The organism is Kineococcus xinjiangensis, from assembly GCF_002934625.1.
In the GTDB taxonomy this organism is placed as follows: domain Bacteria; phylum Actinomycetota; class Actinomycetes; order Actinomycetales; family Kineococcaceae; genus Kineococcus_A; species Kineococcus_A xinjiangensis.
The window spans coordinates 43,082-68,609 of sequence record NZ_PTJD01000013.1 but is presented as its reverse complement, the minus strand read 5'-3'; the positions used below and the strand labels follow the sequence as shown (position 1 = coordinate 68,609).

At 75.2% G+C, this 25,528-nt stretch carries 23 protein-coding genes; 14 read left to right on the top strand and 9 right to left on the bottom strand.

Annotated features, from left to right (window positions below):
- Positions 1-4 precede the first annotated feature (4 nt).
- Positions 5-463, bottom strand: coding sequence for an SRPBCC family protein (locus CLV92_RS16400; protein ID WP_211291197.1), 459 nt, complete (start codon positions 461-463; stop codon positions 5-7).
- 183 nt (positions 464-646) lie between these two features.
- Between CLV92_RS16400 and CLV92_RS16395 the strand changes: the two genes are divergently transcribed.
- Both CLV92_RS16395 and CLV92_RS16390 read left to right on the top strand, forming a co-directional pair.
- Positions 647-1,399 carry a Pr6Pr family membrane protein gene (locus CLV92_RS16395; RefSeq protein ID WP_104434477.1) on the top strand — a complete coding sequence of 251 codons (753 nt, stop codon included), beginning with the start codon at positions 647-649 and terminating at the stop codon, positions 1,397-1,399.
- Positions 1,400-1,568: 169 nt separating this feature from the next.
- Positions 1,569-3,158 carry a histidine kinase N-terminal 7TM domain-containing diguanylate cyclase gene (locus tag CLV92_RS16390; RefSeq protein ID WP_104434475.1) on the top strand — a complete coding sequence of 530 codons (1,590 nt, stop codon included), beginning with the start codon at positions 1,569-1,571 and terminating at the stop codon, positions 3,156-3,158.
- 48 nt (positions 3,159-3,206) lie between these two features.
- Here CLV92_RS16390 and CLV92_RS16385 read toward each other — a convergent pair whose 3' ends face one another.
- Positions 3,207-4,271 (bottom strand): hypothetical protein, encoded by a 1,065-nt coding sequence (locus CLV92_RS16385; RefSeq protein WP_104434473.1) that lies wholly within the window; start codon positions 4,269-4,271, stop codon positions 3,207-3,209.
- A 123-nt stretch (positions 4,272-4,394) separates the two neighbouring features.
- Here CLV92_RS16385 and CLV92_RS16380 point away from each other — a divergent pair, with 123 nt between their 5' ends.
- Positions 4,395-5,213 carry an alpha/beta fold hydrolase gene (locus tag CLV92_RS16380; protein ID WP_104434471.1) on the top strand — a complete coding sequence of 273 codons (819 nt, stop codon included), beginning with the start codon at positions 4,395-4,397 and terminating at the stop codon, positions 5,211-5,213.
- Positions 5,214-5,262: 49 nt separating this feature from the next.
- Here CLV92_RS16380 and CLV92_RS16375 read toward each other — a convergent pair whose 3' ends face one another.
- Both CLV92_RS16375 and CLV92_RS16370 read right to left on the bottom strand, forming a co-directional pair.
- Positions 5,263-6,132, bottom strand: coding sequence for a DUF72 domain-containing protein (locus CLV92_RS16375; protein ID WP_211291196.1), 870 nt, complete (start codon positions 6,130-6,132; stop codon positions 5,263-5,265).
- Between the two features lie 38 nt (positions 6,133-6,170).
- The gene (locus CLV92_RS16370; RefSeq protein WP_104434469.1) at positions 6,171-8,129 is read right to left on the bottom strand and encodes a putative bifunctional diguanylate cyclase/phosphodiesterase; all 1,959 of its coding nucleotides are present in this window, start codon (positions 8,127-8,129) and stop codon (positions 6,171-6,173) included.
- Between the two features lie 236 nt (positions 8,130-8,365).
- On the opposite strand from CLV92_RS16370, the gene CLV92_RS16365 reads away from it, so the two are divergent.
- The gene (locus CLV92_RS16365) at positions 8,366-9,412 is read left to right on the top strand and encodes an NAD(P)-dependent alcohol dehydrogenase (protein ID WP_104434467.1); all 1,047 of its coding nucleotides are present in this window, start codon (positions 8,366-8,368) and stop codon (positions 9,410-9,412) included.
- A 600-nt stretch (positions 9,413-10,012) separates the two neighbouring features.
- A complete protein-coding gene (locus CLV92_RS16360) occupies positions 10,013-11,704 on the top strand; it encodes a hypothetical protein (protein WP_146099597.1) in 1,692 nt (563 codons plus the stop codon).
- 25 nt (positions 11,705-11,729) lie between these two features.
- On the opposite strand, the gene CLV92_RS16355 is transcribed toward CLV92_RS16360, so the two are convergent.
- Entirely contained in the window at positions 11,730-12,620 is an 891-nt protein-coding gene (locus CLV92_RS16355; RefSeq protein WP_104434463.1) for a helix-turn-helix domain-containing protein, read from the bottom strand.
- Positions 12,621-12,903: 283 nt separating this feature from the next.
- On the opposite strand from CLV92_RS16355, the gene CLV92_RS16350 reads away from it, so the two are divergent.
- The 3 genes from CLV92_RS16350 to CLV92_RS16340 all read left to right on the top strand — a co-directional run bounded on the left by CLV92_RS16350 (position 12,904) and on the right by CLV92_RS16340 (position 15,672).
- Positions 12,904-13,803, top strand: coding sequence for an ATP-grasp domain-containing protein (locus CLV92_RS16350; RefSeq protein ID WP_104434461.1), 900 nt, complete (start codon positions 12,904-12,906; stop codon positions 13,801-13,803).
- A gap of 63 nt (positions 13,804-13,866) precedes the next feature.
- A complete protein-coding gene (locus tag CLV92_RS16345; protein ID WP_146099596.1) occupies positions 13,867-14,139 on the top strand; it encodes a hypothetical protein in 273 nt (90 codons plus the stop codon).
- Positions 14,140-14,208: 69 nt separating this feature from the next.
- On the top strand, positions 14,209-15,672 hold the full coding sequence (locus CLV92_RS16340; protein ID WP_104434457.1) for a protein adenylyltransferase SelO: 1,464 nt from the start codon (positions 14,209-14,211) through the stop codon (positions 15,670-15,672).
- A gap of 128 nt (positions 15,673-15,800) precedes the next feature.
- Here CLV92_RS16340 and CLV92_RS16335 read toward each other — a convergent pair whose 3' ends face one another.
- Both CLV92_RS16335 and CLV92_RS16330 read right to left on the bottom strand, forming a co-directional pair.
- Positions 15,801-16,694: a peptidase inhibitor family I36 protein gene (locus CLV92_RS16335; protein WP_104434455.1), complete on the bottom strand. Its 894-nt coding sequence runs from the start codon at positions 16,692-16,694 to the stop codon at positions 15,801-15,803.
- 108 nt (positions 16,695-16,802) lie between these two features.
- Positions 16,803-17,657, bottom strand: a complete 855-nt coding sequence (locus CLV92_RS16330) for a hypothetical protein (RefSeq protein ID WP_211291195.1) — start codon at positions 17,655-17,657, stop codon at positions 16,803-16,805.
- Between the two features lie 266 nt (positions 17,658-17,923).
- Between CLV92_RS16330 and CLV92_RS21570 the strand changes: the two genes are divergently transcribed.
- From CLV92_RS21570 to CLV92_RS16320, 3 genes are all read left to right on the top strand, one after another.
- Entirely contained in the window at positions 17,924-18,712 is a 789-nt protein-coding gene (locus CLV92_RS21570; RefSeq protein WP_158257289.1) for a hypothetical protein, read from the top strand.
- Positions 18,709-20,196 (top strand): protein kinase domain-containing protein, encoded by a 1,488-nt coding sequence (locus tag CLV92_RS16325; protein ID WP_158257288.1) that lies wholly within the window; start codon positions 18,709-18,711, stop codon positions 20,194-20,196. Before CLV92_RS21570 ends, CLV92_RS16325 begins: the two co-directional genes overlap by 4 nt.
- 108 nt (positions 20,197-20,304) lie before the next feature.
- Entirely contained in the window at positions 20,305-20,964 is a 660-nt protein-coding gene (locus CLV92_RS16320; RefSeq protein ID WP_104434452.1) for a hypothetical protein, read from the top strand.
- Between the two features lie 34 nt (positions 20,965-20,998).
- Here the strand turns inward: CLV92_RS16320 and pdxR are convergent, their stop codons facing one another.
- Entirely contained in the window at positions 20,999-22,414 is a 1,416-nt protein-coding gene (gene pdxR / locus CLV92_RS16315; protein ID WP_104434450.1) for a MocR-like pyridoxine biosynthesis transcription factor PdxR, read from the bottom strand.
- A 125-nt stretch (positions 22,415-22,539) separates the two neighbouring features.
- Between pdxR and CLV92_RS16310 the strand changes: the two genes are divergently transcribed.
- Positions 22,540-23,466, top strand: a complete 927-nt coding sequence (locus tag CLV92_RS16310; RefSeq protein WP_104434448.1) for an ATP-grasp domain-containing protein — start codon at positions 22,540-22,542, stop codon at positions 23,464-23,466.
- Positions 23,467-23,541: 75 nt separating this feature from the next.
- On the opposite strand, the gene CLV92_RS16305 is transcribed toward CLV92_RS16310, so the two are convergent.
- Positions 23,542-23,958: a VOC family protein gene (locus tag CLV92_RS16305; protein ID WP_104434446.1), complete on the bottom strand. Its 417-nt coding sequence runs from the start codon at positions 23,956-23,958 to the stop codon at positions 23,542-23,544.
- A gap of 79 nt (positions 23,959-24,037) precedes the next feature.
- Between CLV92_RS16305 and CLV92_RS16300 the strand changes: the two genes are divergently transcribed.
- Positions 24,038-24,625, top strand: a complete 588-nt coding sequence (locus tag CLV92_RS16300) for a TetR/AcrR family transcriptional regulator (RefSeq protein WP_211291194.1) — start codon at positions 24,038-24,040, stop codon at positions 24,623-24,625.
- Positions 24,626-24,906: 281 nt separating this feature from the next.
- Complete coding sequence (locus tag CLV92_RS16295) at positions 24,907-25,509, top strand: GmrSD restriction endonuclease domain-containing protein (protein WP_104434442.1); 603 nt, start codon at positions 24,907-24,909, stop codon at positions 25,507-25,509.
- Positions 25,510-25,528 lie beyond the last annotated feature (19 nt).

Below are 25,528 nucleotides of genomic sequence, written 5' to 3'. Positions count from 1 at the left end.
CGGGTCACTTCGGCGGCTGCACGTCCCCGCGCCACGCCCCGGACTCCACGCCGCGCTGCTCGATGAAGGTCTTGAACCGCTTGAGGTCGGCCTTCACCTGCCGGTCGTCGCTGCCGATGGCCTGCCCGACCTTCTCGACGAGCCCCTCGGGCTCCCAGTCGAGCTGGACGGTGACCTTGGTCTTGGCGTCGTCGAGGCGGTGGAAGGTCACGACGCCCGCGTGGTTCTTGCCGCCCACGCTCTTCCACGCGACCCGCTCGTCGGGGTGCTGCTCGGTGATCTCGGCGTCGAACTCCTCCTCCTTGCCGTTGATCTTGGTCACCCAGTGGGTGAGCGTGTCGCCGACCTGCGTGACGGACTCGACGCCCCCCATGAAGTTGGGGAACGACTCGAACTGCGTCCACTGGTTGTAGGCGGTGCGGACGGGGACGTCCACGTCGATGGTCTCGATGACGCTGGCCACGGACCGGCTCCTCTCGGTGGGGTTTCCGCTTTCCGGAGGGCCCGGCGGGTCCCTCCCTCCTCCTGCCCTACCCCGGTCCCCGCGGGCCATGCAGGGCGCCGCGCACCGGCGGTGTGGCGTGGGTCTCCCCCGGATGCCCGCCACACCGGGACGCTGGGCGGGCGCAGCCGGGAGGATGGGGGGATGGACGAGCCCGCGACGCAGCAGCCGCCGCCCGCAACGCCCCGGCAGAGCGCCGGCTCCGGCGCGGAGGGCGCGGCGACCGGCCGGGGGAACGGACGGGGGAACGGCCACGGCGACCGGTCGCGGGCGCGCCGCCCCGTGGTGCTCGCCCACCGGATCCTCATCGTCCTGCTGGTCGTGGTGGGCATCCTCCACGGCGACGGCAGCCCGACGCCCGGGGAGTGGGCCGCGCGGTTCGTCTACTTCACCATCCAGAGCAACACGATCCTGGCGGCGGTGGTGGCCTGGTCGATCGTCGCGACGCTGCGAGGGCGCGGCCACCCGCCGGTGTGGGTGAAGGGCGGCGCGGCCCTGTTCGTCACCATCACGGGCGTCGTCTACAACACCGTGCTCAACCCCGGTGGCGGGGAGGACGCCGTCCTGCTGCTGCAGGGTGAGGTGGAGAACGACACCCTCCACGTGCTCGTGCCCCTGCTGGCCGTGCTCGACGTGCTGCTGTGGGACCGCCACGGCCGGCTGCGGTGGCGGCACGCGGCCGTGTGGCTGCTGTACCCGCTGGCCTACTTCGGGTTCGTGCTGGTCCGCGGGCCGCTGGTGGAGGGCGAGAACCGGTACCCGTACTTCTTCGTCGACGTCGACCGCTTCGGGTACCCCGCCGTCCTGGTCATGGCGCTGATCTGCACGGTGGCGTTCTGGCTGCTCGGTCTGCTGTTCGTGGCCGCGGACCGGCTGCTGGCCAGGGTCGGGCGGTAGGCGGGGCCCTGCGCTCCCCCGGGCCGGGCGCGGTCGACGCGGCGGAGTCGGATTCGTCCGATCGGGTTGACCCTCCCGGGTGGCTCCTGCGGGCACCGGTCAACCGGGTCGCCCAGGTGGTCGATGCTCCAGGAGGGGCAGCCGTCCCAGACCGCGGACAGGGGGTGGCATGGAGCAGCTGGCAGTCGTGATCTACACGCTCACCGCGCTCATCGCCGTCGTCCCCGCACGTGCGGTGTGGCGCCGGCGCGACTCCAGCCCCCTCGCCAAGCCGCTGGTCCTCGTCCTCGCCGGCGTGGCGGAGTGGTCGGCCGCGGCGGCGCTGTCGGGAGCGGCCGGCGACCCGGCCTGGGAGGAGGCCCTCCTCTACGGCGTCTACCCCGGCGTGGGCGCGGTCGTCGCCGGCGGGTTCTGGTACGCCCTGCTGCTCTCCGGGCGGCGGCGGTCCCTTTCGCGGCGCGCTGCGGTCCTGCTGGCGGTGGAGCCCGTGCTGCTCACGCTCGCCGCCGTCACGAACCCCTGGCACCACCAGCTGCAGCGGACCCGCGAGCTGCCCACCGGTGAGCTGGCCGCCGCGCTGGGCCCCGTCTTCTGGATCCACACCGCGTACAGCTACGTCCTGGTGGCCGCGGGCGTCTGGATGATGCTGCAGGCGATGCTGAGCAGCGTCGCCGGCCACCGCCGCCGCTACGCGATCGCCCTCGCGGCGATGTGCGTGCCCACCGTCGGCAACGTCATCGCGGTCACGACGACCGTGTGGACGACGCTGCGGGTGGATCCGACGACGGTGTCGCTCCTCATCATGGCGGCGATGTGGTGGTGGGTGGACCGCTACGACCCCGACGCCCACCTGGTGCCGGTGGCGCACCGGCAGGTCCTCGACGCCCTCGGCGACGCGGTCGTGGTGCTCGGTGCCTCCGGGCGGATCGTGGAGGCCAACCCCGCCGCCACCCGGCTGCTGACCGCCCTGTCGGGTGAGGGCGGCCGCCCCCTCGTGGGGAGCGCGTGGGAGGAGGCGGCGGGCGCGGAGCCCGCCCTGGCGTCGGCCCTGCGCGCGGGAGCCCGGGCGGTGGTGGTGCCGTTGAGCACCGGCGCCGTCCTCGACGTGCGGGTGCAGGAGCTCCACCCCGACGGCAGCACCGACGCCGGGTGGGTGGTCATCGCCCGCGACGTCACGGAGCTGGAGCGGCTGCGGACCCGCCTGGCCGAGCAGGCGCAGCGCGACGGCCTCACGGGCCTGCACAACCGCAGGTACCTCGACGAGGCACTGGAGCGCGAGGTGGCCGGCGCCGCCCGGACCGGCGGGGCGCTCAGCGTGGCGATGCTGGACGTCGACCACTTCAAGCAGGTCAACGACCGCTTCGGCCACGCCGTGGGCGACGAGGTCCTCGTGCACGTCGCGCGGCTGCTGCGGGAGTCGGTCCGCCCGGAGGACGTGGTGACCCGCTACGGCGGCGAGGAGTTCGTCGTCGTCCTGCCCGGTCTGGACGGGCGGGCGGCGGCGCGACGCCTGGAGGCGGTGCGGGCAGCCTGCGCGGCCGGGCCGGTGGAGACGGCCGAGGGGCCGCTGGCGGTGCGGTTCAGCGCCGGGGTCGCGGAGGTCGCACCCGGCGGGACGGCCGAGGAGGCGCTGCGCCTGGCCGACCAGGCCCTGTACGAGGCGAAGGCGCGCGGGCGCGACCGGGTGGTGCGGGGACGTCCCGCGCGCGCCGGCGAGCGCGGGACGCCGGGCCGCCTCACCGCCGAGCCGGGCGCGTAGCCCGGACTCAGCGGCCGCGGTCCAGCCACCGGGGTCCAGCCACCGCGTTCACCGGTCGGGGAAGCTGCGCTCGACCGCGGCGAGGCCCCGCGCGGTGAGCGGGACGTCGTGGCAGTGGAAGGCCCAGTCGTGGCGCGCGGTCGACCAGCGGTGGTGCGGGCCCCGCCAGGGCAGCTCCCACGGCTCCTCGGAGCGGGGGCGGCGCGCCAGGGACGCCTGGACCCCCTCCCCGAGGGTGGCCTCGAAGGCGCCGCTGTCCTCGTCGAAGGCGTGGACCCACCGCACCGTCAGGTCGAGCGCAGCCTCGGCGGCCACCTCCCGCCGCACCGGGCCCACCGCGCCCTCGAACCACGACGACCACCGGGCGCGCTCGGCCTCGCGCTCGGCCTCGTGGCGCGCCACGGCGTCCCCGGTCGCGTCCCCCGTGCGCAGCGGCCCGTCCCAGCGGAACAGCGACGGCTCGAGGCGCTCGCCGAGGACCAGCTCCGCCCACTCGTCGACAGCTCCGAGGCCGTCGACGCGCTGCTGCAGGACGAGGCCGGTCGCCGCGTCGACGACGAGCTGCATCGGGTGCGGTGAGCCTGGCGGCGGCAGCAGCTCGACGGTCCAGGCGGCACGGCCCAGGAACGTCGTCGCGCCCACCGGCGAAGCCGGCCGGGTGAAGTCGTCCCCCGCGAACTCGTTGCCGTCACGGCGCTGCAGCAGGTGGGTTCCGGAACCCGCGACGACCAGCGCCGAGCGCGGGGAGAGCCACGGCAGCACCGCCTCCCCCGCGGCGGCGCGGTCGAAGTGCCAGACGTGCTCCGCGTCGGCGATCACGAGCGGCTGCCCGTCGGTGCCCTCCACGCGCAGCGCAGCGCCGTCGCGCCACACCCGCAGCAGGGCGCCGGGCCCCTCGTCGGGTTCCTCGCCGTGGTCGTGCCCGGCCCCCGTGAAGACGGGGGCCGGCTCGCCCCCGAACCGGAACCACCCCATGGCGTTGCCGCGCAGCCCGGAGCTGCGGTGGCTGCGGAGGACGCCCCGCATCGTCGGATCGCCCGGGCCGGGGCGCCCGGGGTCGCCGGGCCCGTGGACCATCAGCAGCAGCAGTTCCACCCACGTCGGTGCCCGCACCGGTACCTCCCCGCCCGTCCGTCCGCGAACCCTCGCACGGGCCCCGGACAGAGCGACCGGGCGGAACCACCGGGCCGGACCGCCGGGCCGGACCGCCGGTGGGGGCGCTGGCAGACTCCCGCCATGACGGACGCGCCGCTCGCCGCCCAGGAGGCCGGCCGGCCAGGCGCCCCCACCGTCGTGCTGCTGCACGGGGTGATGGCGAGCGGGTGGATGTGGCAGCGGACCGTCCCCCTCCTCGAGGAGGAGTTCCACCTCCTCCTCGTCGACCTGCCCGGCCACGGGGAGAGCAGGCGGCGGCCGTGGGCGTCGCTGGCGGACACCGCCTCCGCCGTGGCGGACCTGGTGTCCGCCCGTGCCGCCGACGGGACGGCGCACCTCGTCGGGACGTCCCTGGGCGGCTGCGTCGCCGTGGAGCTGGCGGCGCTGCGGCCCGACCTGGTGCCGGCCGCGGTGGTGAGCGGCGTCAGCGTGCTGCCCTTCCCCGACCCCCGCCGCATGCGGGCCGCCGGGCGTCTCACCGGCCCGCTGCTGGCGGCAGGCACGCTGCCGCGCGCCGGCGTGCGCGGCCCGCTCGTCGCGGCGGAGGACGTCGCCGGGTACGCCGAGGCCGCCCGCGCCACGGCACCGGGCACCTACGAGCGCATCGCCGCCGAACTGCTCGACCACCGCGTCCCCGCCGGCGCCACCACCTCCGCGGCGCGGGTCCTCGCGGTCGCCGGTGAGCGCGAGCAGAACGTCGTGCGGCAGTCCCTGCCCCTGCTCGCCGGGGCGTTCCCCGCCGGCACCGCGCGACTGGTCCCGGGCGCCGGGCACGGCTGGAGCGCGGAAGTGCCGGACCTCTTCGCGCGGACGGTGCGGGCCCACGCGCGCGGTGAGGCCCTGCCGGCGGAGCTGCTCGACCCGGACGTGCCGCGACGCCGGAGCGCGCCGCGGCCGTAGGCCGTCGTCGTGACGGCGCACCGTCCCGGGCGGAGAGGCGCGGTGCGCGTCAGGCCAGGCGCGCGGCGAGGGCGATCGCGTCGACGGGGGCGCGGGCCTTCACGTCGTTGTCGAAGTACACGAACACCTCCCGGCCGCCGGAGGGTGCGGGCGGGTCAGGCGGCGCGAGCAGCCGGGCCCCCGGGGGCGTCGTCCCCGCCGCCCAGGCGCGCACCCGCACCGCCCACGAATCCAGCGCCTCGTCGTCGTAGCCGCTGACGTAGAGTTCCTCCCCGCCGTGCAGCCGGACGTAGGAGAACTGCGCGGTCTGGTCCTCCAGCAGCGGCCACCGGCCGGCCGTGTCGGCCGTCACCAGCGCGATGTCGTTCTCCCGCAGCAGGTCCACGAACTCCCGGCACTCGTAGCTGGGGTGGCGAACCTCCAGCGCGTGCCGCACCGGACGGTCGGCGTCGGTGGTGGTCCAGGCCCGGCCCTCCAGCTTCTCGTCGTGCCGGGCGGCCAGCTCCGCGGCGGCGGCGGTGGTGCGGGGCAGCAGGTCGAAGAACCGCGCCAGCCGAGCGGGGTCGAAGCCGAGCTGCGGGGGCAACTGCCACAGCGTCGGGCCGAGCTTGCTCCCGAGGGCGAGCACCCCGGAGGCGTAGAAGTTCGCCAGGGCCGTCTCCACCCCGGCGAGCTTGCGCATGTGGGTGATGAAGCGGCCGCCCTTGACGCTGAACACGAAGCCCGGTGGGGTGCGCTCGGCCCAGGACCGGTAGCTCTCCGGGCGCTGGAGCGAGTAGAACGAGCCGTTCACCTCGATGGTGGACATCCTGCTCGCGGCGTGCTCCAGCTCCAGCCGCTGCGGAAGCCCCTTCGGGTAGAAGGAACCGCGCCAACCGGCGTAGTTCCACCCGGAGATCCCGATCCGCACCTGGCCCACCGCTCCACCTCAGCACGCCACCGCCGGGGCGCAACTCCTCAGCCGGGGCCCGGTTGCCCCCGCGCGGCCGTTCCACCGGCCCACGCGCCGGTGATCTCCTCCCCCTCCACGGCGGGCGACCACAGGTGCCCCTGTGCGGCCCCGACCCCCAGCAGGCGCAGCTCCGCCGCGACGGCCTCGCTCTCCACGCCCTCGGCGGTGACCTCCAGGCCCAGGGCGTGGGCGAGGTCCACGACCGAGCGGACGATGGCCCGGTCCTTGCGCTCCTCGGCCAGGTGCTCGACGAAGAGCTTGTCGACCTTCAGCCGGTCCACGGGCAGCCGCCGCAGGTGCGCCAGCGACGCGTACCCCGTGCCGAAGTCGTCGATGGCGCAGGAGACGCCCTCCGCGGCGAGGACCTGCAGGGCGTCGCGGGCGTCGTCGTCGGCGAGGGCGGACTCGGTGACCTCGACGGTGAGCAGGTCGCGGTGGGCGACGAGGCGGCGGTGGATCGCATCGGCGGCCCCCGGGTCGCGCAGGCAGTGGATGCTCCAGTTCACCGCCACGGGGATGCGCGGCAGGCCCGCCTCCCGCCACGCGAGCGACTGGCGGACGGCCTCGTCGATGACCCACAGGGTCAGGGGTCCGATGAGACGGCTCTGCTCGGCCAGCCCGATGAACTGCTCCGGCCCGACGCGGCCGCGGACCGGGTGCCGCCACCGCACGAGCGCCTCGACGCTGCACGGCCGTCCGGTGCGCAGGTCCACGACGGGCTGGTAGTGCACCTCCAGGTCGCCGGCGCCGATGGCCCCGCGCAGCTCCCCGACGAGCTTGAGGCGGGTCAGGCGGGGGGCGTCGAGCGACGGGGAGTAGGCCGCCCAGGACCCGGCCCGGGACTTCGCCCGGTGCATGGCCACGTCGGCGCGGCGCAGCAGGGTGGCGGCGTCCGTGCCGTGCGCCCCGCTGAGGGCGGAACCGGCGCTGACGCCGAGCCGGACGTCGACGGCGGCCGCGGTCAGCGGCTGGAGGAAGGCGTCGGCGATGTCGCGGGCGAGGTGCTCCATCGCTCCGGCCGTGGCACCGGGCAGCAGCACGGCGAACTCGTCACCACCGAGCCTGGCCGGCACGCCCGGGGCGGTGACGGCGGCGCGCAGGCGCTCCGCCACCCGCTGCAGCACGAGGTCGCCCACCGCGTGGCCGAGGGCGTCGTTGACGTCCTTGAACCCGTCGAGGTCGACGAGGAGCACCCCGCAGCCCCCGGGGGCACGCAGGGCCTCCTCCAGGAGCTGCCGCAGCCGGGTGCGGTTGGGCAGCTCGGTGAGGGGGTCCTGCAGCGCGGTGCGCCGGTTGGCCGCCTCGGTCTGGGCGCGGTCCACGGCGGCGGAGACGAGGGCGGCGACCTGCTGCAGGAAGAGCACGTCCGGCGCGGCGAGGCAGCCCGGGGCGGGGTGGGCGACGACCAGGGCGCCCCAGACGGCGCGCGGGGTGCGGACGGGCACGGCGATGGAGCTGCCCGCGGCGCAGCCGGGCAGGAGCGGCTGGGGCGCGGGGTGGCCCTCGGCGCGCTCCCCGCTGTGGTCCTCGACGTGCACGGGCAGCCAGCCCCGCAGGGCGCGGCCCAGGGTCGTCCCGGCCAGCCCCGCCAGGGGAAGGCGGAGGGGCATCGAGGCTCCCGGGCGACGACCCGCGCAGCCGCGCAGGACCGCGTCCTCACCGCAGACCTCGACGAGGGCCACCACCGCCCCGGGCAGGGCGGAGGAGGCCGTGCCCAGCGCCAGGTCGAGCAGCTCCTCGAGGTCCGCGCCACCGACGGCGTGCTGCCCGAGGTCGACGAGCGCGCGCTGGCGGGCCGCGGCCCGGTCGCGCTCCCGCAGGAGCCGTGCGTGCTCCCAGCCGCAGGCGGGAAGGCCGGGGGTGATCGCCACGTCCAGCGCCGGCTCGTCGGAGCGCGACGAGGTCGCGGCGGTGTCCTGCCGCACCGACCGCGCCCACCGACGCACGTCGGAGCTGTTCGCCATGCGGACCGTCTACCACAGGGCCACCTCCGCGACGGCGGCCACGAGCCGATCAAGGGAAGATCCCAATCACAGCGCGTAGCGCGCTACCACGCTGCGGAGCCCGTCGGGGTCAGGGTGGGACGAGCAGGGCCACCCTCCCGACCCGCGCGGGGCTCCTGGCGCGCCTAGCCTCGGAGAAGACCCGCTTCGCCCCGTGCGACGCCGAGACCCCACCCCGTTCCCGAGGAGACCCCTCCATGCGCACCGTGCACGCCTACGCCGCCCCGTCCGCCACCGAGCCGCTGGCTCCGACCACCGTCGAGCGCCGCGACGTCGGCCCGCACGACGTCCTCATCGGCATCAAGTACGCCGGCATCTGCCACTCCGACATCCACACCGCCCGCGGCGAGTGGGGCGGTGCGCTGTACCCGCTCGTGCCCGGCCACGAGATCGCCGGTGTCGTGGAGGAGGTCGGCCCCGAGGTCACCCGCTACGCGGTGGGCGACCGCGTCGGCGTCGGCTGCTTCGTCGACTCCTGCCGCGAGTGCGCGAACTGCCGCGCCGGCGAGGAGCAGTACTGCGACCGCGGCGAGACCGGCACCTACAACGCCGTCGGCCGGGACGGCCGCCCCACCGCCGGCGGCTACTCCACCCACATCGTGGTGGACGAGAACTACGTCCTGCGGATCCCGGACGCCCTGGAGCTCGACGTCGCCGCGCCGCTGCTGTGCGCCGGGATCACCCTGTACTCCCCGCTGAGCCACTGGGGGGCTGGGCCGGGCAAGAAGGTCGCCGTCGTCGGCCTCGGCGGGCTCGGCCACATGGGCGTCAAGATCGCCGCCGCCATGGGCGCGGAGGTGACCGTGCTCAGCCAGTCGCTGAAGAAGCAGGAGGACGGCCTGCGCCTGGGCGCGCAGCACTACCACGCCACCAGCGACCCGGCGACGTTCGAGCAGCTGCGGAACTCCTTCGACCTCATCGTGAGCACGGTGTCGGCGAACGTCGACATCAACGCCTACCTGGGGCTGCTGAAGGTCAACGGCACGCTGGTGCTCGTCGGCCTGCCCGAGAACCCCATCCCCGTCGCCGCGTTCTCCGTGGTGCAGAACCGGCGCAGCCTCGCGGGATCCAAGATCGGCGGCATCCGCGAGACCCAGGAGATGCTGGAGTTCTGCGCCGAGCACGGCCTCGGGGCCGAGATCGAGGTCATCGACGCCTCGCAGGTGAACGAGGCGTGGGAGCGCGTCATCGCCAGCGACGTGCGCTACCGCTTCGTCATCGACACCGCCACGCTGCAGGGCTGAGCCGCCGCCGGCGGTGCGCAGCCCACATGGCGCTGCGCACCGCCGCCGGGCGAAGGTGGAGGGGTGACGGAGGACCGGAGCGGACAGCCGCCCACCGACGGCGCGTCCACCCGGGCGGAGTGGGTGCAGATCGCGGTGCCCCCGAGCGTCCGAGTGACGGACTCACGAGTGGTCTTCCGCTGCGCGCTGGGGCGGTCCAGAACCCTCCCGGCGCTGGTGGCCGGCGTGGGGGCGTACCCGGCCGGGCGTGATCGGGCGCGGGTGTGGACGGAACTCTCCCCCCGGGCGTGGGAGTGGCGCGATCTGCCGGTCCCCGGCGGTGGTGAGGCGGAGGTGCTGTCCGCCGCGACCGACGGGACACGCACATGGGTGGGCGGGGTCACCGCGCAACCCGGCGGCCGTGATGTCCCGTTCCTGGTCCGGTCACGCGACCGCAGGCGCTGGTCGCCGGTGGAACTGCCGCACGAGGCCGTCGAGGAGTCCTTCAGGCCCGGCGCGCTGGCAGCGGTTGAGAACGGACTCGTGGCGGTGGGCACCGTGCGCGGATACCGGCCGGCGGTGCTCCTGCTAGGCGACGGGGCGCGCCTGTTGCCACTCCCGGTGCCGGCCGAATGGGAGTGGCACCACTCCATCGGCATCGCAGCGCTGGGCCCGATGGTGGTGGCGATCGGGCACGGGAGCCCGGTGGGCGGCGCCTACCGGGTGCTCGCCTACCGGTCACTGGACGCCGGGGCCACCTGGTCGATCATGCAGGGGCCGTGGCGGGGCCCGGGCAGCGCCGGTGGTGTGGCGGTCTCGGCCGGCCGGTTCGTCGTGACCGGAGGACGCTTCACGGAGGGTTCCCGGCTGGTAGCCGCGGCGTGGTCCTCCGCGGACGGTGCCGCGTGGGAGCCGGAGGAGCTGCCCACCCTCGACTACGAGGCCGACGAGTTCGCCCCCCACCCCTGCGACGACTCCTGGCTGGAGGCTCCGTCCGTGGCCGGGGACCGGCTCGTCGCGCCGCTGCGCATCGGCAACGACCTGCGCCTGGGCGCATTGGAGCGGAACGGCACGGGTGCGTGGCGGCCGCTCGGATGCACCAGCACGTGGGCCGTTCGCAGCGCCGACGGGATGTGCGCGGTCCACGACGACGGCAGCGTCCTGCTGGCCCGTTCGGGCTGGAACGCCGGGCGTGCGCTGGAGGTGGGCACCGACGGCTGGGTCGTCCCCGTCGTGCGGGCGGGCACCCTGCACCCACCCCTTCTCTGGGATCCCTTCCTCGACCCCACGGGCGCAGGCGAATCCATCGCCAGGACGCCCGTCCTCGACGTCGTGGACGCCGCCGTCTGGAACATCACCTGGTGGCGCACCCGCTACCTCCTCGACGGCTCCGGCACGTTCGTCGAGGCCGAGTGGGACCCGCCGGAGAGCGAGGGTCTTCTCCAGGCCGGGGCCACTGGTCCGGGAGGCGCCCGGGTGCTGCTCGGGCAGGAGTGGGTGTTCGAGGACGAGGACTGCAACTCGACGAACAACGTGACCGGCTGGTTCCGCCCGGCCCCATGCGCACCCTGGCAACCCGTCGGAGGGTTCAGCACCTCCCGCAACGAGGGCGTGAGCGACGTGGCGCGCATCGGGGACCTCTGGGTGGCGGCGGGCCGGTCGGCGGCCACGGCCACCTCCGAGACCCGCGACCGCGCGGCCGTGTGGACCTCCGTCGACGGCGTGCGCTGGGCCCCCGCCAACGGCCCGTTCGAGGCCCCGGAGGACGGGTGGGGTTCCGCGGAAGGAGTGGGCCGCCTGCCCGGCGGCGACCCGCTCGTCGTCGGCTTCGAGGTCTCGGCCGCCGAGGACCTCCCGGTCGCCTGGCGGTTGGTGGAAGGGACGTGGCGGCGCCTGGCGCTAGGAACCTTCGGCGACGCTGCGGGAGTGCTGTCGTCCTGCATCGACGACGGCGGCGCCACCCTCGTCCAGGGCCACCTCGCAGGGCGTGGGGTGCTGTTGCGCACCGAGGACGGGATCCTGTTCAGCGCCACGGTCCTCGGTGGGCGAGGCGACCGCTTCGGCCCCGTCCGCGCCGTGCCCGGCGGTTTCGCCGCGGCAGGCCTCCACGAGTCGGACGGCCGGCGCGGTGCCGTGCTGTGGCTCTCCCCCGACGCCCGGGCCTGGCACCCGGTGCACCTGCCCTCCCAGCGGATCCTCGAGGGGGTCGACGTCCGGGTCGACGGCGACCACCTCCTTGTGAGCGCCGGCTCGTTCACAGCCCTGCAGGTGTGGAGGCTGAAGAACCCCGCCGCTCTCCTCGCGACCCTGTGACGCGGAGTCGCGCGCACCCTCCGCGTCAGCCCTCCAGCCGCGAGCCCCGCTCCGCCTCCTGCGGGGTGGCGCCCCGCCCCGGTGCCGTCCAGCTCGCCAGCAGGCCCAGCGCCTCCGCCGACGCCGAACCCGGTTCCGCGCTGTGCACGACGAGCGCCTGCTCCAGCGGCCCCGGCACGAGCAGGTGCTCGACGGCCAGGTCGAGGCGGCCGACGAGCGGGTGCCGCAACCGCCGGACGCCGTGCGTGCGGGAGAACACCCGCTGGCTGGCCCACCAGCGCGCGAACTCCTCGCTCACGACGGACAGCTCCCCCACGAGCGCCGCGATCAGCGGGTCGCAGGCGTCCTTGCCGACCTGCCGGTGCAGCGCCGCCACCGCGTCGGCCGCGACGTCCTCCCAGTCCAGGAACAGCTCCCGCGCTGTGGGGTCCGTGCACAGCCAGCGGACGAGGTTGCGCTGCGGGGCGGGCATCGCCTCGAAGTCGGTGAAGAGGGCGCGCGCCAGCCGGTTGGCGGCCAGCACCTCGCCGCGCCAGCCCAGCACGTACGCGGGCAGGGACTCCATGGTGGCCAGCAACTGCGCCACCCCGGGGCGGATCCCCTGGGTGGCGCGGCCCGAGGCGCGCGGCGCACCGGCGGAGGGACCGACGAGGTCGCGCAGGTGCGCCACCTCCTCCTCGTCGAGGCGCAGCGCGCGGGCGATGGCCCGGAGCACGGAGTCGGAGACGTTGAGCGCACGGCCCTGCTCCAGCCGGGTGTAGTAGTCCACGCTGACGCCCGCGAGGGAGGCGACCTCCTCCCGGCGCAGCCCGGGCACCCGCCGCGCCCCCGGCGCGTGGGGGAGGCCGACGTCGCCCGGCGAGACGGCCGCCCGTCGGGCCCGGAGGAAGTCCCGCACGGCGTGCTCGCGTCCCATGCCCTCCAGTATCGGCGCCGCGGGGCCCGCGCCGGGGCCGTGCGGGTGGCCCTGCCGCTGCCACCCGGGGCGGGACCGGGCGCCGCCCCGGGCGCCGGGCCGGCCTCGGCGGGGACGTTGCGCAGGCGACACGCCGGTGTCGCCCGGCCGAACGTCCCCGCCGCAGGCTCCAGCGGGCGGGGCGGGGACGTTGCGCCGCCCGACACCGGCGCGCCACCGGCCGAACGTCCCCGCCGCCGCAGAAGAGTGGGGGCATCCGTCGCCCCCCAGGAGGCACCTCCCCATGACCCGCCCGCCCCGCATCGCCGTCGCCACGTTCGCCGGCATGCCCGACCTCGACGCCGACGGCCCCGCCCTGCTGGCCGCCCTCGGCCGCGCCGGCGCCGAGGCGGAGGCCCACGTCTGGAACGACCCCGCGGTGGACTGGCGGCGCCACGACCTCGTGCTCGTGCGCAGCACCTGGGACTACGTGCTGCACCGGGAGGAGTTCCTGGCGTGGGCGCGCGGCGTCCCCGCGATCTCCAACCCGGCGGACGTCCTGGCCTGGAACACCGACAAGCACTACCTGCTGGACCTGCAGCGCGCCGAGGTTCCCGTGGTGCCGACGCTCTTCCTGGAGCCGGACGAGCCGTTCGCCCACGCCGAGCCCGCCGGTGCCGCGGAGGTCGTGGTCAAGCCGGTGGTGAGCGCCGGGGCGCGCGACACGGGGCGCTTCCGGGCGGGCTCCGCGGAGGCGGTGGACCTGGCGCGCCACCTGCACGGGCAGGGACGGGCGGTGATGGTGCAGCCGTACCAGTCGCGGATCGACGAGGCCGGGGAGACGGCGCTGCTGTTCCTGGGCGGGGAGTTCTCGCACGCGGTGCGCAAGGCGCCGCTGCTGGCGGGCGGGCGCAGCGCCCCCGCCGTCGGCGACGAGGTCCTCGACCGGATCACCGCCGCCACCGCGGCACCCGGGCAGCTGGAGGTGGCGCGGGCCGCGCTGGCCGCGGTGCCCGGCGGGCCGGAGCGCCTGACGTACGCCCGCGTGGACCTGGTGCCCGGCCCGGGCGGGGAGCCGGTCCTGCTGGAGCTGGAGGTCAGCGAGCCGTCGCTGTTCCTGCACCACGCCCCGGCCGCGGCGGTGGACCGCTTCGCCCGCGCGGTCGTGGCCGCGGCGCGCGACGCCGGGGCACCGGCCGGCTGAGCGCCCTCCGGCGACCGGGGCGTTCGGCCCCGCCGGACGCGCGGGGGCGTCATGCTGGCCCCCATGAGCGAGATCACCGCCGAGCACGACGAGGTCACCGAGGACGACAACCCCCTGGGGAACCCCTACCTGGGGTCGCTGAAGCACTGGGCTGGCCTCGGCCTCCTGGGCGGCGCTCTGACCGCTCTCGTCGGCGCGCTGATGACGGGCGAGGAGCACGGCAGCGCCACCGGGCCGGTCGTCCTCATGATCGGAATGACCCTGCTCACCTGGGCCGGGCTGGCGCAGATCGTCTTCTGGGTGTCCGCCGCCGTCCTCTGGCAGCGCCAGCGCTGACGACCGCCCGACCGCAGCGCCCGCGCTGACGAGGGGCCGGTCCGCGCGTCCGCGTCTACCCTCGAAGGGGTGAGCGTCGCACCCCAGCCCACCATCGCCCTCGACAACCGCTTCGCCCGCGAGCTGCCGGAGTTGGCGGTCCCCTGGCAGGCCGCGGAGGCACCCGAGCCGCGGCTGCTCGCGCTCGACGAGGCGCTGGCCGCGGAGCTGGGCCTCGACCCCGCCTGGTTGCGCAGCCCCGAGGGCGTGGGACTGCTGCTCGGCACCGACGTCCCCAGCACCGCCACCCCGGTGGCGCAGGCCTACGCCGGGCACCAGTTCGGCAGGTTCGTCCCGCAGCTCGGCGACGGGCGGGCCCTGCTGCTCGGGGAGCTCCGGGGCCGCGACGGGCGCCTGCGCGACCTCCACCTCAAGGGTTCCGGGCGCACGCCGTTCGCGCGCGGCGGTGACGGCCTCGCCGCGGTCGGGCCGATGCTGCGCGAGTACGTCGTCGCCCGCGCGATGCACGCCCTCGGCATCCCCACGACCCGCTCCCTCGCCGTGGTGGCGACGGGGCGCACCGTGCACCGCGAGACCCCGCTGCCCGGCGCGGTGCTCGCCCGCGTCGCCGGCAGCCACCTGCGCGTCGGGACCTTCCAGTACGCCCGCCTCACCGGTGACCCCGACCTCCTGCGCCGCCTCGCCGACCACGCGATCAGCAGGCACCACCCGGCCGCTGCGGAGGCGGAGAACCCGCACCTGGCGCTGTTCGACGCGGTGGTGGCCGCCCAGGCCTCCCTGGTGGCCCGGTGGATGCTCGTGGGCTTCGTCCACGGCGTCATGAACACCGACAACATGACGATCTCCGGGGAGACCATCGACTACGGGCCCTGCGCGTTCCTGGAGGCGTTCGACCCGGCCACGGTGTTCAGCTCGATCGACCAGGACGGGCGCTACGCCTACGGCAACCAGCCGCTGCTGGCGGAGTGGAACCTCGCCCGCCTCGCCGAGGCGATGCTGCCCCTCTTCTCCGAGGAGCAGGAGCAGGCGGTGGCCCTCGCGACCGAGGCCCTGCACGGGTTCCGCGGTCTCTTCGAGACGGCCTGGGCGACCGGCATGCGCGACAAGCTCGGCCTGCCCGGTGACCTCGACCCCGCGCTCGTCCCGCCGCTGGCCGAGGACCTGCTCGCCCTGCTGCGCGCGGACCATGTCGACCACACGTCCTTCTACCGGGCGCTCGCCGCCGCGGCCCGCGGCAACGTCCACCCCGCCCGCGACCTCTTCCTCGACCGGGAGGGCTTCGACGGCTGGGTGGCGCGCTGGCGCGCCCTTGGCCCCGACGGGGACGCCATGGACCGGGTGAACCCCGTCTACATCCCGCGCAACCACCTCGTCGAGGAAGCCCTCACCGCTGCGACCGGCGGCGACCTGGCCCCCTTGGAGCGGCTGGTGGAGGCCGTGAGCGCCCCCTACGAGGAGCGCCCCGGCCTGGAGCGCTACGCCACCCCCGCCCCGCCGGACTTCGGCGCCTACCGGACGTTCTGCGGCACCTGAGGTCACCCCGGACGCGGGGAGCGCAGGAATGCGGGTGCGGTCGCCCCGGGCGACCGCACCCGCATCCCGGCGGACCCCGCCGCGCCGCGGGAACCGGGGGCTCCCGCGGCGCGGCGGCGACGGACGACTCAGCGGACGTTGTAGCCGCGCGCGTTCCAGAACGAGGTCGGATTCGGGTTCTCGAGGTTGTAGTCGTCGACGCTCTTGGCGGCATGGGTCCGGCGGCCCGGCCGCATCTCGACGTGGGTGTGGGCGGCGCTGCTGGAGGAGACACCCCGCCAGGACTCGACGGCGATCTTCTGGTCGCGGCTGATGCTCTGTCCCACGGACAGGCCCGCGATCGGCTCCGTGTGCAGGTAGATGACCGTCTTGTCGAACTTGGCGTTGTAGACGGCGATGGTGGAGAGCCCGCCGCTGCCGGTCGAGCCGCGGACGATGTTGATGACCTGGCCGCCGATGAGGGCGCGGACCGGGGAACCGACCCCCCGGGCGATGTCGATGCCCTCGTGTCGGCCGGACACGTTCCGGTAGCCGTCGAATCCGGCCGTGATGCTGCCGCCGCTGAGGTTGTACAGCGAGTGGGACATGTTCGCGTTGCCGGTGCTGCTGGTCCCGAACTTGTGGGAGGCGTTCTCGTTCTTCAGCGTGTCGTTCAGGTTGACCTTGCCGCCGGAGCCGATCGCCTGGCCGGCGCCGCTGTGGCCGCTGTTGAAGTAGACGGTCACCGGTCCGGAGGTGCGGTTCCAGGCGGAGGTGGCGTTGTTCTTCACGCACTTGCCCTGCCCGTTGCCCGCGCCCTTGAACTCGTAGCACTCAGGCTGGGTGGCGCCGTAGTCGGCGATGGAACCGGCGAAGTCGGAGACCGACCCGGCGTGGTTGCTGTTGTAGTACAGGCAGAACTCACCGGTGTCGCAGCGGCCGTCGCGGCCGGCGGCCTGGGCCGGTGCGGCCAGGCCGATCACGGCGGTGGCCGTGAGTCCGGTCGCGGCGATGAGGGCGCGGGCGGTGCGGGCGAGCTTCATGGTTTCTCCTTCGATGGTCCGCGGGGTTGCGGGAGTGGTGGCACGGCAGCGTCGTCCGTGCACGGGGACGGGCACGAGGCCCGGTGGTGGGGGCGGAGAGCCGGCGCCCTAGCGGCGCAGGTACTCCTCGTAGGTGGTCCTCGGTACGCGCGGCCCGTCGTCCGGCTGGGCGTTGGCCAGGCCGTCGCGTCCCTCGTAGTAGGCGCCGACCTGCTTCTGGGCGGGGGTCGACAGGTCCGTGTCGCTGATCGCGACGGCGTGGATGTGCAGGGGCCAGTTCCCCTGCGCCGGGGTGCGCAACCACGCCGCGAACCCCACCTCCCGCAGCGCCGTCACGGCCGCGCCGCGCCGGGCCGCGGGGATCCGCTCCGCGTCCAGGTCGAGGGCACCACCGCCGTCGTGGGTTCCCGCCGACGTCGGGTCGATCGCCGGGGAGTAGGAGCCCTGCTCGACGGTGAACGTCAGGCCGCAGCGGGACTGCGCGGCCCGGAGCATGGCGAGGGTCCGGGTGCCGACCGGAAACCCCTGGTGCGTGGTCCTGGTGCCCGGTGAGATGACGCGGCTCAGCGTGAACCGGCCCTCGCCCAGCCTCGCCAGCGACGCCCTCCCCGGCAGCCCGGTCGCGGCGAGACCGGTGAAGCCGAGCCGCTCCTGCCACGTCGCGTAGGCGGCGAGGGTCCGGGTGCCGAAGTGGCCGTTGACGTAGCCGGGTTCGAGCAGGCCGCGGTCGCGCAGGGCGGCCTCGACGAGCCGGACGCTCGGTCCGGCACCGACGACGGTTCCCGTGCCGCTCTTGGCCGGGTCCCACTGGGCGGCCTTGACGACGGCCTCCATGTCGACGACGGCCGTCCCCGCCTGCTGGGCCGGGACGGCCGGTGCTCGGGCCCCCGCCGCCTGCGGGGGCAGCGCGAGGACCGGACTGGTGGTGACCAGCCCGAGGAAGGAACGGCGCGGCAGGGTCATGCTCGGTCTCCGGGGGGGGGTGGGGCGCCGCCGGGTGGTGGGCGGCGGGACGGGTGCGTCCGGCGCGGTCGGGGCGCACCGCTCGGCGGCGGATCGGAGCGCGCCCCCTAGGCTGCGGGGTCGTTGTGCTCCTCTTCGACGACGGGGTCGGTGCGATGTCGCAAGAGTTCGTCAGCACGGTGGGGCCGGACAAGGGCAGCCCCTGCCCCCCACCGGAACGGCCCGGGCGTGCTACGCCCGCGCGTCCACCGGCAGCGGGTGACCCCGTGTCGGCGGCCGACGATCCGCGGTTCCCCCCCGCCGGAGCGCTGTTCACCGTCTCGTACGGCGACGAGGTGTTCTTCTTCGCCGAGGGCGGCTGGGCCAGGTTCGGGCGCGACGACGAGCAGTGTCAGATCACGGTGTGGGAGGAGCTGCGCGGCATCAGCCTCTCCCGGGTCGCCGGGGAGCTGTGGTGCGCCGAGGGGGAGATGTGGGTGCGCAACGTCTCGGGCAGCCACGAGCTGACGGTGACCGCGCCCACCGGCGCACCGCAGACGCTCCCACCGCGCGAGGAGGGCACGAGGGGCCGGGCGTGCTCGGTCCCGGGCCCGGAGGCCGTCGTCGCCGCCCCCTCCACCGGTTCCTGGCACATCGGCGTCCGGACCCTCGCCGCCGCGGCAGGTGGGGGCGCCGGGTCGTCGGGCTTCGAGGGGGTCGCACCGGGCGAGGGCTCGACCACGAGCGTCGAACCGCCCCCGCAGGACCTGGCGGCGGTGGCCGCCGCCCTGTGCGCACCGGTCGTCCTGGACGGCGGCGCACCGGCCAGCTACGACGAGGTCGCCGCCACCCTGGACATCAGCCGCCGACACGCCCGCCGCAAGGTGGAGCAGCTCTGCGACCACTACCGCGCCCAGGTGCCGGACCTGCTGACCTCCTACGCCCGCGAGGGGCAGGCCTCCTACGTCCCCGTCGCGCTCCTCCTCGTCGACCGCGGCCGCATCGGCCGCGACGACGTCCGCGACCTGGGCGCCGCGGCCGACGCCTGGGGTGCCGTCGAGGGGGGCGGGCGGTGAGCGGGGACCTCCTCCCCGGGCCCGGCACCGCCGCCCCCGAGGCGCCCCCCGGTTTCGAGGTGCAGGGACTGCTCGGCAGCGGCGGCAGCGCCGTGGTGTGGCTGGCCCGGCACAGCGCGACCGGCGAGGACGTCGCGCTGAAGGTGTGGCGCCGGCCGCTGAGCGGCGAGTACCAGCGCAGGCGCTTCCGCAACGAGTGCCGGTGGCACCGGGAGCTGTCCTCCCACCCGAACGTCGTGGACTGGCTGTGGGCCTCCAGCCCCGACGAGGCGCACCCGTGGATCGCCACGCGCCCGCACGGGGTCGCGCTGGACCAGCACCTCCGGCAGCACCGGGAGCGCCACGAGGGGCGGCTCCCGCCGCTGCGCGAGGGTCTCGTCCTGGCGCTGGACCTGCTCGACGGCCTGGCCGCGATGCACGCCCGCGGCCTCGTCCACCGCGACGTCAAACCCAGCAACCTCCTCGTGCGGGGGGGCCGCGGCGCGCTGTGCGACCTGGGGATCGCCATGCCGGTCGACGAGGTCACCCGCGAGCACCGCGCAGGCACCGACGGGTACCTGGCGCCGGAGTTGCTGGCGGACGGCGATCCCGGGCAGGTGCCGGACCCGCGCACCGACGTCTACGCCGCAGCCGTCACGATCAGCCGCGTCCTCGGCGACGACGCCCCGCACGCCATCGACCACCTGGTGCACGCCCGCGCCGCCTCCGAGCGCCGCGGCGACCGTCCGCGCGACGCCGGTGACTTCGCCCGGCGGCTGCGCGCCGCCATGACCGCCGCCGGCATGACCGCCCCGAGCCCGCCCGCCGCCGGGAGCGGCACCGGCCCGGGAGGCGGTGACCCGGGCGTCGCTCCCGGGTCCGTCGGCGGGGAGCCGACCGGACGGGCCCGCCACCGCACCGCGGTGGTCCTCGGAGCCGCCCTGACCGCGGCCGTCGCGGCCGTGGCCGTCACCACGTGGGCCGACCGCGACGACGCCACCCCCGCCCGCGGCCCGGACGGGGCGGCGCCCAGCGCTCCCTCCACCACGGCGTCGCAGATGCCCGCGAACCCGCTCGTCGCCGCAGCACTGGCCGCCTCCCCCGACATCGACCCGGCCGGCCGGCCGATCCTCCGCAGCGTCCGCGACCCGGGGGGCTGCGAGGGCAGCCCCCTGTCCGAGGGCACCCGGGACCATCGGGCCGGTGAGCGCGTCGTGGCCACCACGCGCGTCTACGTCGACGAGCGCGGGCGGTCCTGCGCGATGCTCGAGAAGGCGCAGGGCAGCGACTTCCACAACGTCCGGTCCTACCTGGCGATCAGCCTGTGCAACGACCGGGGCCAGTGCGACCACGACTGGCACGAGTACCGCGTCAACGCCGGGCCGGTCCTCGTCGACGCTCCCGACGGGTGCGTCACCTGGCGGGTCTCGGCCAGGGACGCCACCGGCCAGCAGTGGCTGCTCAGCGACGAGGTGCACTCCGTGGACTGCCCGCCCCGGGGGTGATCAACCGAGACCGCGGGGCGGGCACCCATCCGGGCGGGCGACGGCTCCGAAAGGGGGACAGGAGGCGACGCAACGGCGCCGTTCCTCGACCCCCCTGAGGAGAACGAGATGTCCAAGCCCATCCGCACCCTGGCCCTGACCGCCCCCTTCCTCGCCGCCGCGCTGCTGGCCTCGCCGGCCGCCGCGACCGGGGGCAGCGGGCACGATGTCGACCGGTTCCGCGCCCACCTCGCTCCCGTCCCGCACGACCCGTCCGCCGACAGCGGCTCCAACGTCCAGGGCCGCGCCCAGCTCGTGGCGCGCGGCAACACCGTGACCGCCACGGTCCACGCGAAGGGCCTCAGCCCGAACCTGCCCCACGTGATGCACATCCACGGCGAGCTGGACGCCAAGAACGAGTGCCCCGGCCCCGAGGCCCGCGTCGGCGGCGTGAACGACAAGCTCATCGAGACCGTCGACGGCCTGCCCTCCTACGGTCCGATCAACGTCTCCTTCACCACCCGCGGCGGCACCACCCCGGCCGACGCGCTGGCCCTGGACCGCGCGCCCGTGGCGAACTCGGCGGGCGTCCTGAACTACAGCCGCACCCTCGAGATCCCCGAGGACGTGCGCGAGGAGCTGGGCGACCTCCACATCGTCATCCACGGTGAGGACCTCGACGACGACGGCCAGTACGACGCCACGCCCGTCACCGCCCTCGGCGCACCGCTGGAGGCGGAGCTCCCCGTGGCGTGCGGCGCGCTGGACATGAAGAACCACAAGCACTGACGTCGGACGGTCGCCGGCCGCACCGGGGGGTCCCTCAGGTGCGGCCGGCGACCGCGGCCTCGGCCAGCAGTTCGACGGCCCTGTCGAGCTCGGCGAGGGTCGCCTCGGCGTAGCCGAGGATCACGGCGGGAACGCGGTCCGGCGCCGGGTCGACGCAGGCGTCGGCTACGTCCTCCACCAGGAACCCGTTGCGCCGGAGCTGCCTCACCACCGCCGCTGGATCCGTCCCCGTCGGCAGGGTGACGACGGCGTGCAGACCGGCGTCGATCCCCCCGAGCCCGAGGGTGCCCGCATGGCGTTCGAGCGAGCGCGCGAGGTGGGCACGCCGGTGGGCGTAGTCGCGCCGGGAACGGGCGATGTGCCGTCGCAGCGCCCCTGAGGACAGGTACTCCGCCAGCGCCTCCTGCTCGACGCCTCCGACCGGGCAGCCCAGGTCGTGGCGGACCGCGGAGAACGCGCCGGCGAGGCGCGGGGGGACTGCGACGTAGCCCGCGCGCAGCCACGGCGTCAGCACCTTCGAGAACGTGCCGACGTGCACGACGCGCCCGGCCCGGTCGAGGCCCGCCAGCGCCGGCAGCGGAGCGACGTCGAAGCGGAACTCGCTGTCGTAATCGTCCTCGACGACCACCGCACCGACCGCCTCGGCCCACGCCAGCAGCGCCAGTCGCCGCTCGACGGACATCCGCGCCCCCAAGGGGTACTGGTGGCTGGGAGTGGTGAAGACCGCGGCGGGCGTGCGGCCCTCGCGCGGCAGCAGGTCGACGCACAAGCCGTCGGCGTCGACGGGAACGGGGAGGACGTCGCAGCCCAGGCGGGTGAGCGCACGGCGGCCCGTGCTGAACCCGGGTTCCTCCATGGCCACCACCCGGCCGGTCAGATCGAGAGCGTGGGCGACGAGCGAAAGGGCTTCGACCGTTCCCGCGGTGACCAGCACGTCGTCGGCCGCGACCTGCAGCCCGCGGGCCGCGCCCAGGTGGATGGCGATGGCCTGGCGCAGTTCCGCCAGCCCCGCCGCGGGGGGCTCTGCCGTGCGCACCCTGCGGGCGGCGACCCGCCACGCGCGCATCCACGCGGCGTCGGTCAGCCGTGCGGTGCTGGGCCGCCCCGGTCGCAGGTCCACGAGGTCCTCGCCGGTGGAGGATGGGCCCGCCGCGGCTCGCCCTTCCGCCGGTCGCCGGCCGGCCGGCGGGAGGGACCCGACGAACGTGCCCGAGCCGTGACGTGCCTCGACCAGCCCCTCCCCCGCCAGCTCCTCGTACGCGGCGACGACCGTGCTGCGGGCGACACCGAGCCGGGCGGCGAGCAGCCTGGAGGGCGGGAGCCGGACGCCGGCGGGGAGCAGGCCCGTCGCCGCGGCGGTGCGCAGACCGGCGGCGAGCTGGGCGTGCAGCGGAGTGGGCTCGTCCCGGTGGAGCTGCAGGGGCAGGTCCAGCTCCGCGACGGGTCGCACGGATCCTCCTCGAAGTGGTCTGCGGCATCCGGGGGGCAGTGGCCTGACCGGACGGCGCTCGGGAACCGGACAGTGTGCCTGCAGCCGCTGCGCGCTGTCCCGTCGTCGTCCCGGAGGCCCGCCCGATGTCCGTCACGTCCAGCTCCACCCCGCCCGCACCGCCTCGCGTCGCCGTCGCCACATCGGCTGCCGTGCCGCACCTGGACTCCGACGGCCCCGAGCTGCTCGCGGCCCTCGCCCGTGCAGGTGTCGCCGCGGACGTCCGCGTGTGGGACGCCCCCGACGCCGACTGGTCGGAGTACGACCTCGTCCTCGTCCGGAGCACGTGGGACTACACCGGGCGCCGCGACGAGTTCCTGGCGTGGGCGCGGAGCGTCGCCGCGACCTCGAACCCCGCCGACGTCCTGGAGTGGAACACCGACAAGCACTACGTCCTCGACCTGGAGCGCGCGGGGGTCCCGGTGGTGCCGACGCTGTTCCTGGAGGCGGAGGCCCCGTTCGCCTTCCGGGTTCCCGCCGGCGCCGGGGAGGTGGTGGTGAAACCCGCCGTGAGCGCGGGGGCGACGGACACCGGCCGCTTCGCGGTGGGGGATGCGGGGGCCACCGAACTGGCCCGGCACCTGCACGGGCGCGGCCGGACGGTGATGGTGCAGCCGTACCAGAGCGGCATCGACGCGGCCGGGGAGACCGCGGTCCTGTTCCTGGGCGGCGAGTTCTCGCACGTGGTGCGCAAGGCGCCGCTGCTCACGGGTCCGGGGGTGGGCACGCCCGCGATGGGCGACGACGTGCAGGATCGCATCACCGTGACGACGCCGACCACGGCGCAGCTCGCGGTGGCACGCGCTGCGCTGGAGGCTGTCCCCGGAGGGGCGCATCAGCTGACCTACGCGCGCGTGGACCTGGTGCCGGGCGCGGACGGCGAGCCGCTGGTGCTGGAGCTCGAGGTCAGCGAACCGTCGCTCTTCCTGCGCCACGCTCCTGCCGGGGCGCTGGACCGCTTCGCCCGCTCGGTCGCGGCCGCTGCGACGGGCCGGGTCGCGGTCCGCGCCTGACGCGGGGTCCACCGCCGGGGTCGCCAGGGCCGTCGACCACCGGCGGTGGGGACTCGGCCTTCCACCGAGGACGGGTCACGGGCTGACGTACAGGTCGCGGAACTCCTCGGCGGCGGGGATGGGCGTGATCACGTCGATCAGCACGCCGTTGGGGTCTGCGACGATGAAGTGCCTCTGCCCGAAGGGTTCGCTGCGCAGGTCGAGCACCGGCGGCAGGCCCTCGTCCACGACGAGCCGGTGCCACTGCGCGTCGACGTCGTCGACCTCGAGGTTGAGCAGCAGGCCCTGCACCGGAGCGCGGTGGGCACTCGGGAGGGTGGGGTGCTCGGCGTCGAGCAGCGCCAGTTCGTACGCCGGTTCGGCGCGGCGGCGCAGGCTGACGTACCAGTCCGCCTCGAACGTCACCTCGAAGCCGAGGAGGTCGACGTAGAAGTCGCGGGACTCGCGCAGCCGTGCCGTGCAGAGGACGGGGTAGAAGCTCGTGAGTGGCATGATCCCTCTTCGACGTACCGTGGGTATGTCGATCGACCGTATCCACATACCGCGGGTACGTCAACGAGGGAGGACGTGGTTGGGAACCATCAGGGCGCAGCAGAAGGCACAGACTCGGCAGGCCCTCCTCCGCGAGGCGCGCGACCTCTTCGCGGCCCGCGGCTACGCCGACGTGAGCCTCTCGGACGTCGTCGCCGCCGCGGGCGTCACCAAAGGCGCCCTGTACCACCACTTCGACGGCAAGGTCAGCCTCTTCCGCGCCGTCCTGGAGCAGGTGCAGCACGACGTCGCCGATGCCGTCGTCGCAGCCGCCGGCGCGTCGGAGGACGCCTGGACGCAGCTCGTCGACGGCTGCCACGCCTTCCTCGCGGCGAGCGTCAGCGCCGACGTCCGGCAGGTCATGCTGGTCGACGGCCCGGCCGTGCTCGGATGGCAGGAGTGGCGCGCCGCGGACGAGGCGGCCTCCGGCCGTCACCTCGCCGGGGCCCTCACCGCACTGGTGGACGCGGGCGTCATCGCACCGCAGCCGATCGCCCCCCTGACCCGCCTGCTGTCGGGTGCGATGAACGAAGCCGCCCTGTGGCTGGCGGGATCAGGGAACCCGCAGGACCTGACGGACACCACGGCCGCGCTGGACCGGCTGCTCGGCGCGCTGCGGAACGGGTGACACCCCGCCCGCGCCAACCCCCGCGAGACCGGAACGGCTGACCGGCGCGCACGTGGACCCGTTGCCGGGCGAACGCGCATGAGGTGACGGGGCCGCCGCGACGCACGACACGCTGTTCACACACAGTCCAATACTGGTCACTTCCTGTCCATGCGGGCGTCGATCATGCATGGAACGGTCAACGCCTCCCCACCCCGCCGCCAGGAGGCCTACCCGTGTCGCGCGCCGCAACCACCCCTCGCCCCACCCGCTGTCATCGCCGGAACCTGCTGGCGGGCGCCATGGCCGCCGTGACCGCACTCGTCGCGCTGGCACAGCCGGCGGGCGCGGAGCCCACGGGGATCCCCTCCAAGGCGACCGCCCAGTCGCAGTTGAACGCGCTGACCGTCGGGAACGAGGGTTCCTCCAGCGGCTACTCCCGCGACCTGTTCCCGCACTGGGTGACGATCTCCGGGACGTGCAACACCCGAGAAACCGTCCTCAAGCGCGACGGCAGCCGCGTCAGCACGAACAGCTACTGCTCCGCGACGTCGGGAACCTGGTACAGCCCCTACGACGGCGCCACCTGGAACGCCGCGAGCGACGTGGACATCGACCACATCGTCCCCCTCGCGGAGGCGTGGCGCTCCGGGGCCAGCAGTTGGACGACGAGCCGCCGACAGAGCTTCGCCAACGACCTCACGCGTCCCCAGCTCATCGCGGTCACCGACGACGTCAACCAGGCGAAGGGCGACCAGGACCCCTCGACGTGGCGGCCCTCGCGCACCTCCTACCACTGCACCTACGCCAAGATGTGGATCGCCACCAAGCACCACTGGAGCCTGCGACTGCAGTCCTCGGAGAAGACCGCCCTGCAGACGATGCTCAACACCTGCTCCTCCTGATCCGCGGCACGCCCACCGG

Excerpts from the sequence above, each read along its gene's own strand:
- CLV92_RS16305 (WP_104434446.1), bottom strand. The coding sequence starts at position 23,958 with ATGCCACTCACGAGCTTCTACCCCGTCCTCTGCACGGCACGGCTGCGC.
- CLV92_RS16330 (WP_211291195.1), bottom strand. The coding sequence starts at position 17,657 with ATGACCCTGCCGCGCCGTTCCTTCCTCGGGCTGGTCACCACCAGTCCG.
- CLV92_RS16370 (WP_104434469.1), bottom strand. The coding sequence starts at position 8,129 with ATGGCGAACAGCTCCGACGTGCGTCGGTGGGCGCGGTCGGTGCGGCAG.
- CLV92_RS16310 (WP_104434448.1), top strand. The coding sequence starts at position 22,540 with ATGTCCGTCACGTCCAGCTCCACCCCGCCCGCACCGCCTCGCGTCGCC.
- CLV92_RS16395 (WP_104434477.1), top strand. The coding sequence starts at position 647 with ATGGACGAGCCCGCGACGCAGCAGCCGCCGCCCGCAACGCCCCGGCAG.
- CLV92_RS16345 (WP_146099596.1), top strand. The coding sequence starts at position 13,867 with ATGAGCGAGATCACCGCCGAGCACGACGAGGTCACCGAGGACGACAAC.
- CLV92_RS16320 (WP_104434452.1), top strand. The coding sequence starts at position 20,305 with ATGTCCAAGCCCATCCGCACCCTGGCCCTGACCGCCCCCTTCCTCGCC.
- CLV92_RS16295 (WP_104434442.1), top strand. The coding sequence starts at position 24,907 with ATGGCCGCCGTGACCGCACTCGTCGCGCTGGCACAGCCGGCGGGCGCG.
- CLV92_RS16380 (WP_104434471.1), top strand. The coding sequence starts at position 4,395 with ATGACGGACGCGCCGCTCGCCGCCCAGGAGGCCGGCCGGCCAGGCGCC.
- CLV92_RS16350 (WP_104434461.1), top strand. The coding sequence starts at position 12,904 with ATGACCCGCCCGCCCCGCATCGCCGTCGCCACGTTCGCCGGCATGCCC.
- CLV92_RS16365 (WP_104434467.1), top strand. The coding sequence starts at position 8,366 with ATGCGCACCGTGCACGCCTACGCCGCCCCGTCCGCCACCGAGCCGCTG.
- CLV92_RS16390 (WP_104434475.1), top strand. The coding sequence starts at position 1,569 with ATGGAGCAGCTGGCAGTCGTGATCTACACGCTCACCGCGCTCATCGCC.
- CLV92_RS16355 (WP_104434463.1), bottom strand. The coding sequence starts at position 12,620 with ATGGGACGCGAGCACGCCGTGCGGGACTTCCTCCGGGCCCGACGGGCG.
- CLV92_RS16335 (WP_104434455.1), bottom strand. The coding sequence starts at position 16,694 with ATGAAGCTCGCCCGCACCGCCCGCGCCCTCATCGCCGCGACCGGACTC.